We start from the raw sequence: 8,972 nt of genomic DNA on the forward strand, positions 1-8,972 counted from the left end.
GGCCTCCTCCTACTCGATTATTGCTACCTCGTTATTCGGCCCTCGAAACTGCCCTTAAATCTCTTCGCATCTCGCTACTCGAATCTCGTGTCTGCTTTTATTTCTCGTCGGTGACGACACGCTTGTCTGGATCCGCTAATTCGCTAGCACAGTGCTTGCAATACATGGCGTCTGAATCATGACCCGCTCGGTTACAGTTCGGGCACTTAACCAATTCTTTGTGCGAGTTCATCTCATTACTGAGTTCTGCAGTAATGATCCCGGTTGGCACTGCTAAGATAGAGTAACCCAATAGCATGGTCAGTGATGCTATGGCTTTACCAAGCGCGGTCTGCGGCACCATGTCACCATAACCTACCGTAGTGATAGTCACGATGGCCCAATAGATACTGTGAGGAATACTGGTGAAGCCATTCTCAGGACCTTCAATAACAAAGATCAAGGCGCCAAAGATAACCACCAAGATGCCGACGGTGCTAAAGAAGATCAGTATCTTTCGTCGTGCCATTAATAGTGAGCGCAACAGAATATTGGAATCTTGCAGGTAGCGAACCAGCTTTAGGATTCGGAAGATACGCATCACACGCAGCAGTCTCACCACACCCATAAATGAAGCGCCTGGGAAGATGATTGCTAGGTAGGTCGGAAGAATCGCCAATAGGTCAACGACACCATAAAAGCTGGTGGCGTAAGATTTTGGCTTTGGGGAGCAATAGAGCCTTAACAAATACTCAAGAGTGAAGAGTGCAGTGAAGGTGTATTCGATATAACGCAGCTGTTGTGACCATTCGGTCATCACATTAGGGATGGATTCTAAGATCAGAACCAACAGCGAAGCCAAGATTGCAACGATCAGAGTTATATCAAATGCACGTCCGGCTGGCGTGTGAGTACCAAAGATAATGACGTACAAATGATGCTTGAGTGGCTTGCGTGACATAAGGAGAGGTTCGTATTCTGTTAAATGCATTAATAGTCATTATACAAGCTTAATAATAACGAGGCGAGTGAAAGCCCAATTGCTTTACTCGTCTTATCTATATTTCAATATTGTTGCCCTTTATAGAGCAACCGAAATGCCGTTAAACGTTATGCCAAACCTGGGAACAGATTGCGTAGACCATTGGCGATGAACTCGATGCCCAATGCGCCAAGAATCAGGCCCATGATACGAGTGATCACGTTGATACCCGTTTGACCTAAAAAGCGAACGATAACCGGCGCTGAACGGAACAAAAGCCAAGAGCATGTTGCGAATGCGATGATACTAATGCCGATGCCGACCGTATCAATAGCAGCAGGGTAGCGAGACCCGTAAACAATGGTCGAGCTGATAGCACCTGGGCCTGCCATTAGCGGCATAGCCAGTGGAACAACACCGATTTGCTCTTTGCTGATGTATTCAGATTTTTCTTGTTTGTTCTGCTTATCTTCACCGAGCTTACCGCTCATCATCGAAAATGCGATGCTCAGTAATAGTAAACCACCAGCAACGCGGAATGAATCCAACGAGATGCTAAACATATCAAGAAGCATTTGCCCTGCAACAAGTGACATAATCAAGATCACGGCAACAGCAATATTTGCTTGTAAGGCTGTCCTGTTCCTCTCTTCTGGCGGCATATGAGCAGTAAGAGAAACAAAAACAGGCATGATGCCGATTGGGTTTACGGCAGCAACAAGCCCAAGGAAGAATTGCATAAAAATTGCGAGTTCTAAGCCTTGCATGAGAGCGATCTCCAGTTAGCGTACTTAAGGTTGAAGGGTTGATCTGTGAATAGTTTAGGCGCGTAATGTAAGGGACAAACTCAATTTACGCGAATGAAAAAAACTAACTTGAAATGGGTGATTCTTTTTAGAAAAACTAATTGAATCTCACTTTTGTTTTAAGCCTGTTGCAAGCTAGTTGGTAGTGTTTTATTTTGTGATTTATTGTTGAGTAACTGTTAACCGGCGCACGAAATTAATAAAATTTATGTCAGAATCTAGCCCGTACAACGCTATGGATATACTCTCAGTAGCACGAATATAGCTGTATACATGTAATTTAACGGACTAAAAATGAAACTTTTTTACAGTTTATTACGCTATGTAGAAAAAAGTTGTCTGTTTGCTTGTTTTTTGTGCGAACGAAAAGTGTGAGTTTAATCTATATAAATCATGCTCTTAAGTTCATTTTTGCGATTGCCTTACTACTTTCTGGTTAATTCTTTTTGGGTAACTGATCTGGGTCAATTTTTTTCACACAGTGAAATAATATACTCAGCCCTGAAAGCAATTTACTAAGAACGCTGGTGTTTAAGGTTAACGGCAAGCAGCGAATTTAATAAAAAGTTTTTAATATTTATTATTTTAGGAGATCCACCATGCCTGTAACTAACTTAGCGGAACTTGATGCTCTAGTAGCTCGCGTTAAAGCAGCACAAGAAGAGTTTGCAACATTCTCTCAAGAGAAAGTAGACGCAATCTTCCGCGCAGCTTCTCTTGCTGCTAACCACGCTCGTATTCCACTTGCTCAACAAGCAGTTGCTGAATCTGGAATGGGTATTGTTGAAGATAAGGTTATCAAAAACCACTTTGCATCTGAATTTATCTACAACAAATACAAAGACGAAAAAACATGTGGCATCTTAGAAGAAGATGACAACCTAGGCACAATGACTATCGCTGAGCCTGTAGGTATCATCTGTGGTATCGTTCCAACAACGAACCCAACTTCTACAGCAATCTTCAAATCTCTAATTTCTCTTAAGACACGTAACGGCATCATCTTCTCGCCACACCCACGTGCAAAGAACTCAACTAACGACGCAGCGAAACTAGTTCTAGACGCAGCTGTTGCAGCTGGTGCTCCAAGAGACATCATCGGTTGGATCGACCAACCATCTGTAGAGCTTTCTAACGCGCTTATGAAGCACGACGGTATCGCACTTATCCTTGCTACTGGTGGTCCAGGCATGGTTAAAGCAGCATACTCTTCTGGTAAGCCTGCTATCGGTGTTGGTGCTGGTAACGTTCCTGTCGTTATCGATGAAACAGCTGACATCAAACGTGCTGTAGCATCTATCCTTATGTCTAAGACTTTCGATAACGGTGTAGTATGTGCTTCTGAGCAAGCTGCAATCGTAGTTAGCGAAGTATATGACGAAGTTAAAGAGCGTTTCGCTTCTCACAAAGCTCACGTTCTATCTAAAGCTGACGCTGATAAAGTACGTAAAGTTCTGCTTATCGACGGCAACCTAAACGCTAAAATCGTAGGTCAACCTGCTCCAGCAATCGCTGAAATGGCTGGTGTTAAAGTTCCTGCTGATACAAAAGTACTTGTAGGTGAAGGTCTTGGTAAAGTTTCTTACGATGACGAATTCGCTCACGAGAAACTATCTCCAACTCTAGGTCTATTCCGCGCAGATGACTTCGAAGACGCAGTTGCTCAAGCGGTAACTATGGTTGAAATCGGTGGTATCGGTCACACATCTGGTCTTTACACTAACCAAGATACTAACGCAGACCGCATCCGTTACTTCGGTGACAAGATGAAGACTGCTCGTATCCTAATCAACATCCCGACTACTCACGGTGGTATCGGTGACCTGTACAACTTCAACGTTGCACCTTCTCTAACTCTAGGTTGTGGTTCATGGGGTGGTAACTCTATCTCTGAGAACGTAGGTCCTAAGCACCTTATCAACAAGAAAACTGTAGCGAAGCGAGCTGAAAACATGTTGTGGCACAAACTACCTAAGTCTATCTACTTCCGTCGTGGTAGCCTTCCAATCGCAATGAGCGACCTAGAAGGTAAGAAACGCGCATTCCTAGTAACTGACCGTTTCCTATTCAACAACGGTTACGCAGATGACGTAGTTAGCTTGCTTAAAGCACAAGGCATCGAAGTTCAAACTTTCTTCGACGTAGAAGCGGATCCAACGCTATCTGTTGTTGAGAAAGGCGCTGAAGCAATGAAGAGCTTCCAACCTGACGTAATCCTTGCTCTAGGTGGCGGTTCTCCAATGGATGCTGCTAAGATCATGTGGGTTATGTACGAGCACCCAGAAACTCACTTCGAAGAACTAGCAATGCGCTTTATGGACATCCGTAAACGTATCTACAAGTTCCCTAAAATGGGTCAAAAAGCTGAGCTTGTATGTATCACTACAACTTCAGGTACAGGTTCAGAGGTTACTCCATTCGCTGTTGTTACTGACGACAAGACTGGTGCTAAATACCCACTAGCTGATTACGAAATCACGCCAAACATGGCTATCGTTGATGCGAACCTAGTAATGAACATGCCTAAGTCTCTAACAGCGTTCGGTGGTTACGATGCAGTAACTCACGCTCTTGAAGCTTACGTATCTGTTCTAGCGAACGAGTACTCAGACGGTCAAGCTCTTCAAGCTCTTAAGATGCTTAAAGAATACCTACCATCAAGCTACAAAAATGGTGCGGCTGACCCAATAGCTCGTGAGAAAGTACACAACGCAGCAACTATCGCTGGTGTAGCATTTGCGAACGCATTCCTAGGTGTGTGTCACTCAATGGCTCACAAAATTGGTGCTGAGTTCCACCTACCACACGGTCTTGCTAACGCACTACTTATCTCAAACGTTGTACGTTACAACGCGAACGATAACCCAACTAAGCAGACTGCATTCTCTCAGTACGACCGTCCACAAGCACGTCGTCGTTACGCTGAAGTTGCTGACCACCTAGGCCTAAGCCAAGCTGGTGACCGTACAGCTCAGAAGATTGAACGTCTACTGACTTGGTTAGAAGAGCTTAAAGTTGACCTAGACATCCCACTATCTATCCAAGCTGCGGGTGTTAACGAGTCTGACTTCATCGCTAAACTAGACGAGCTAGCTGTTGAAGCGTTCGATGACCAGTGTACAGGTGCTAACCCACGTTACCCTCTAATCACTGAGCTAAAAGAAGTTCTAACAACTTCTTACTTCGGCCAACCATACGTTGAAGGCGAAACTTTCGAAGGTACTACAGTTATCCTTAAGAAAGCAGACCAAAAGCCAGCTGAAGCGAAAGCGCCAAAAGCTAAAAAAGAAAAAGCTAACGCATAATAAGTAAGCATTAGTTTTGAGATAAGTTTTCGCTAGCACGATACTTATCTATCGGGAAAAGATGAAAGCCCCAGTCGAGAGACTGGGGCTTTTTTTATGTTTGGTTCGTTTGTAAAACGGATTGAGAGGCAATAGCTCTGCTACTTAATATGAGCTGAGCCAGTCATGTTCAATTGGAATAGGGAGTTAAACCTCTGCCGCGACAACTCGCCCACTGAAGTAGTCATTCGAGACAATGTATTCGGTTGTTCTGGTCAGCTCGTCTTGCAGCTGTGCCCAGTGACATCGGTTGAGCTTGCCATCGGAGTTATGAACGGCGGGAACAACGCCACCGACTCGAATGCCAAAGGGAGTCAGCTCTTTCGCCCAACTATGGGTAAAGCCAGTGATCATTGAGTTTGCGCTCTCTAAGCCAGACACATCGTGAAAGTCATCATGAGATATCACATTCACAATCACGCCTTCCTTATCTTCCTCTCGCAATCTCTCAGCACTGATTTGCCCAAATGCGAACAGGGTCGATGCCATCGATGAGAGATCATTAATAAAGCTGCTCACAGGCTGATCGCCAATTAGGCTAGGCATTGGGGAGCTTATCCAGTTATTGACCAGCACATCGGGTGTCGTGTTGAAGGTGGTTTGAATAAAATCATATACGCTGAGAATCGCTTGGCTGTCATTGCCTTTGAGCGTGTAGTGGTAAACAGAGTCAGAAAACCGGGCACACTGTAGATACGTCGCTTTAAGTGCTTCCGTGTCTTTATCACAAAGGATGACGGTGGCTCCAAGGTTAACAAAGTGGTTCGCAATCGCCCCCCCCAGTCGCGAGCCGGCAGATGTCACCAATATGATTGAGCTTTTTATTTCCATCCCAGTACCTAAACAAATCGTCCATGTCGGATAAGGATGGGTTAAAATTTATACAACGGGTGTGAATTGGTTCAAACTAAGGTGTGCCAATTAATAAGTTTTTATGAACTTAGTGGCACGTCACATTTTGTAGTAACTTCAAGCGGTAACCGACATCAGGTGTTTTTAGGTTGCCTAAGGCTAATGGTTCATATCATTCGTGTGAATACTTTGAAGTGTGCGAGTTAGTCGAAGAAGAGCTATGGATAGACAGCGAAAAAGGGAAAGGTAGGCGACCGCTATACTTGAGCTTGAATTTGATACTGACGTTGCGCGGTGGTTAGCTCATTGTAGAGCGTGGCATGTGGCAAATCAGGTAAATGCTTGTTTGCGAGTTTGCGTCGGTCATGACCAGAAAGGTTTTGGTAAACCTCTTCGGGTAAGTCGGCTGTATCTTCAGGCATGAAGGCAAGCGCTTCAGGTTTCAAGTAATGGCTGAGTTTGGCGCTGGCAAGGCTAGCTTGATGAAAATGATTAGATTGCTGAGCTGAAATCTCATATGAAGACTGGTTTGAACGCAGTTGTTGAGGTTCTGCTACGCCAAATTGTTTGCGCAGGCGATCTTCATTTGTCTCTGTGATTTCAATGGTGTCAATTGGCGTGCAATCACGGACATCATTAGAAAACATAGATAACAGCAACGCGAAATCTGCACGGCGACCTTGCTCAACCGCTTGGCTGATCCCGATGCCGAACTTCAGTTCGTTGATGATTCCTGGTTTGTCTAAAGTATGTATTTGCATGTCGCCTCTCATTGGATACACCTTTAACGGCATGGAGTCGGCAAACTTTAGTGTTTAATTACAGGCAAATAGAGAATTTATGTAGGGTTGGGAAGAAGGCTATCAATAGTTCGAGAAATAAGCGCTATTGGCGGGTTTATTACGAAATGTTTAGATTTTGTGGAACACGACAGATACAAAAAAGCTCACGCCGAGGCATGAGCTTTCAATAGATAACTCGCTATAAATAGCGCAGCGTAAGCAATAATTACTTAGCTAGGTTCTCTTCTACGAAAGACCAGTTTACTAGGTTCCAGAATGCAGCCATGTAGTCAGGGCGAACATTGCGGAAATCGATGTAGTAAGCGTGTTCCCATAGGTCAACAGTTAGAAGTGGAGTAACACCTTCTTCTGTTAGAGGAGTAGCAGCGTTAGAAGTGTTAACGATGTCTAGAGAACCGTCAGCTTTCTTAACTAACCAAGTCCAAGAAGAACCGAAGTTGTTGATTGCTGAATCAGTGAATTTCGCTTTGAATTCTTCGAAAGAACCGAATGCAGCGTTGATAGCTTCTGCAACAGCGCCAGTTGGTTCGCCGCCCGCTTTAGGAGCAAGACAGTGCCAGTAGAACGTGTGGTTCCAGATTTGAGCAGCGTTATTGAAAACACCACCAGTAGAAGTCTTAACGATCTCTTCTAGTGTTTTGCCTTCAAACTCAGTACCTGGGATAAGGCCGTTTAGCTTAACAACGTAAGTGTTGTGGTGCTTACCGTGGTGGAAATCTAGCGTTTCTGCTGAGATGTGTGGTTCTAGCGCGTCTTTCGCGTAAGGAAGAGCCGGTAGTTCAAATGCCATTGCTCAATTCTCCATTGATATGAAAGAGTTAACTCTTTCGATTGCTTCCAGTGATATTATTATTCATGGCTCGCTATACTGCCAACCATGGTCAATTTGCTGACTTGCGATATAGTTTAGCAAGTTTTTACTTTATTAAAAGCTTATTTCATTACTTTTGTGTGAATTGTTAGCTTAGCTTGTTAACCGCTTTTTTTATATGGTTTTTATTCTTTTAGTTTGGGGTAGAATAAAGGCAATAAAAGCCGTAATCCATTAACGAGGAAGCAATGGAAACTATCGATAAAATCAAACAGCAAATTGAAGAAAACACTATTCTACTGTACATGAAAGGTTCTCCTAAGCTACCTAGCTGTGGTTTCTCTTCTCAAGCGTCTCAAGCTCTAATGGCATGTGGCGAAAAATTTGCTTACGTAGATATCCTACAAAACCCTGATATCCGTGCAGAGCTTCCTGCTTACGCACAGTGGCCAACTTTCCCACAACTTTGGGTTGAAGGTGAGCTAATCGGTGGTTGTGACATCATTCTTGAGATGTTCCAAAAAGGCGAACTTCAGCCAATCATCAAAGAAGCAGCGGCTAAAGTTGCTGGCGATGACGCTGAATAAGTTCTAGCCTTTGCGCTGAATAGTTAAAATGAGGGGCCTTAATCAGGCTCCTTTTTTGTTTGAATTGATCGAATCATTGACTCGATAAGGAATGAACAATGAACGTAAAACTTCATTATGTGCATGATCCAATGTGCAGCTGGTGTTGGGGTTACAAGCCAACACTTGAGTTATTGAAACAACAATTGCCTGCGAGCATTGAGTTTAACTATGTAGTGGGTGGTTTGGCCCCGGATTCTGATGAGCCAATGTCAGAAGAGATGAAAGGCAAGCTGCAAGCGATTTGGAAGCAGATCGAAGCTAAGTTGGGTACTGAGTTTAACCATGATTTTTGGACAGAGTGCCAACCTGTTCGCAGTACTTACCCTGCGTGCCGTGCCGTGATTGCTGCAGGTTTTCAAGACCACTACGAAGCGATGCTTGAAGCGATTCAACATGCTTACTACCTTCGTGCGATGTTGCCACATAGCCAAGACACACATTTGCAGTTGGCTGAAGAGCTAGGTATGAATGTTCAACAGTTTGAAAATGACCTTTCTAGCAAGTTATTGGAAAGTGAGTTAGATGACCAGCTAGGCTTTAAAGAAGCGATGGGTGTATTTTCTTACCCGACCTTAATGCTTGAAGTGAACGGCATCTTTAGTGAAGTTGAATTGGATTATCATTCAACGGAAGCGACGCTTAAGTCTATTCGCGAAATTTTAGTGAGTAATGCTCCCGCTGCGTAATTCAGCGAGAGTCATCTGTATTCGCAATGATTTCTAAGGCTTACTCATCAGAGTAAGCCTTTTTTGTTGTGCGCCGAGCA

At 44.0% G+C, this 8,972-nt stretch carries 8 protein-coding genes; 3 read left to right on the forward strand and 5 right to left on the reverse strand.

Going from position 1 to position 8,972, the window contains the following annotated elements; all coding sequences use genetic code 11:
* Positions 1–97: 97 nt before the first annotated feature.
* Together AB4371_RS20165 and AB4371_RS20170 are read right to left on the reverse strand one after the other, a co-directional pair.
* Entirely contained in the window at positions 98–940 is an 843-nt protein-coding gene (locus AB4371_RS20165; protein WP_017068256.1) for an ion transporter, read from the reverse strand.
* Between the two features lie 149 nt (positions 941–1,089).
* Positions 1,090–1,728 (reverse strand): YchE family NAAT transporter, encoded by a 639-nt coding sequence (locus tag AB4371_RS20170; protein ID WP_017061184.1) that lies wholly within the window; start codon positions 1,726–1,728, stop codon positions 1,090–1,092.
* A 638-nt stretch (positions 1,729–2,366) separates the two neighbouring features.
* Between AB4371_RS20170 and adhE the strand changes: the two genes are divergently transcribed.
* Positions 2,367–5,072 (forward strand): bifunctional acetaldehyde-CoA/alcohol dehydrogenase, encoded by a 2,706-nt coding sequence (adhE, locus tag AB4371_RS20175; protein ID WP_017061183.1) that lies wholly within the window; start codon positions 2,367–2,369, stop codon positions 5,070–5,072.
* Between the two features lie 186 nt (positions 5,073–5,258).
* Here adhE and AB4371_RS20180 read toward each other — a convergent pair whose 3' ends face one another.
* The 3 genes from AB4371_RS20180 to sodB form a co-directional block, all read right to left on the reverse strand.
* The gene (locus tag AB4371_RS20180; RefSeq protein ID WP_017061182.1) at positions 5,259–5,942 is read right to left on the reverse strand and encodes an SDR family oxidoreductase; all 684 of its coding nucleotides are present in this window, start codon (positions 5,940–5,942) and stop codon (positions 5,259–5,261) included.
* Positions 5,943–6,220: 278 nt separating this feature from the next.
* The gene (locus AB4371_RS20185) at positions 6,221–6,724 is read right to left on the reverse strand and encodes a VC2046/SO_2500 family protein (RefSeq protein WP_276605511.1); all 504 of its coding nucleotides are present in this window, start codon (positions 6,722–6,724) and stop codon (positions 6,221–6,223) included.
* 247 nt (positions 6,725–6,971) lie between these two features.
* Complete coding sequence (gene sodB, locus AB4371_RS20190) at positions 6,972–7,556, reverse strand: superoxide dismutase [Fe] (RefSeq protein ID WP_004734050.1); 585 nt, start codon at positions 7,554–7,556, stop codon at positions 6,972–6,974.
* Positions 7,557–7,825: 269 nt separating this feature from the next.
* On the opposite strand from sodB, the gene AB4371_RS20195 reads away from it, so the two are divergent.
* Positions 7,826–8,164, forward strand: a complete 339-nt coding sequence (locus tag AB4371_RS20195) for a Grx4 family monothiol glutaredoxin (RefSeq protein WP_004741702.1) — start codon at positions 7,826–7,828, stop codon at positions 8,162–8,164.
* Positions 8,165–8,262: 98 nt separating this feature from the next.
* Positions 8,263–8,892 carry a DsbA family protein gene (locus tag AB4371_RS20200; RefSeq protein ID WP_017061180.1) on the forward strand — a complete coding sequence of 210 codons (630 nt, stop codon included), beginning with the start codon at positions 8,263–8,265 and terminating at the stop codon, positions 8,890–8,892.
* Positions 8,893–8,972: the final 80 nt, after the last annotated feature.

Origin of the sequence: Vibrio sp. 10N.261.51.A3, from assembly GCF_041471965.1 — a bacterium.
Lineage (GTDB): Bacteria > Pseudomonadota > Gammaproteobacteria > Enterobacterales > Vibrionaceae > Vibrio > Vibrio crassostreae_C.

Bases quoted from the DNA above. Each gene is read 5' to 3' on its own strand.
- AB4371_RS20165 (WP_017068256.1), bottom strand. From the start codon at position 940: ATGTCACGCAAGCCACTCAAGCATCATTTGTACGTCATTATCTTTGGT.
- AB4371_RS20170 (WP_017061184.1), bottom strand. From the start codon at position 1,728: ATGCAAGGCTTAGAACTCGCAATTTTTATGCAATTCTTCCTTGGGCTT.
- adhE (WP_017061183.1), top strand. From the start codon at position 2,367: ATGCCTGTAACTAACTTAGCGGAACTTGATGCTCTAGTAGCTCGCGTT.
- AB4371_RS20180 (WP_017061182.1), bottom strand. From the start codon at position 5,942: ATGGAAATAAAAAGCTCAATCATATTGGTGACATCTGCCGGCTCGCGA.
- AB4371_RS20185 (WP_276605511.1), bottom strand. From the start codon at position 6,724: ATGCAAATACATACTTTAGACAAACCAGGAATCATCAACGAACTGAAG.
- sodB (WP_004734050.1), bottom strand. From the start codon at position 7,556: ATGGCATTTGAACTACCGGCTCTTCCTTACGCGAAAGACGCGCTAGAA.
- AB4371_RS20195 (WP_004741702.1), top strand. From the start codon at position 7,826: ATGGAAACTATCGATAAAATCAAACAGCAAATTGAAGAAAACACTATT.
- AB4371_RS20200 (WP_017061180.1), top strand. From the start codon at position 8,263: ATGAACGTAAAACTTCATTATGTGCATGATCCAATGTGCAGCTGGTGT.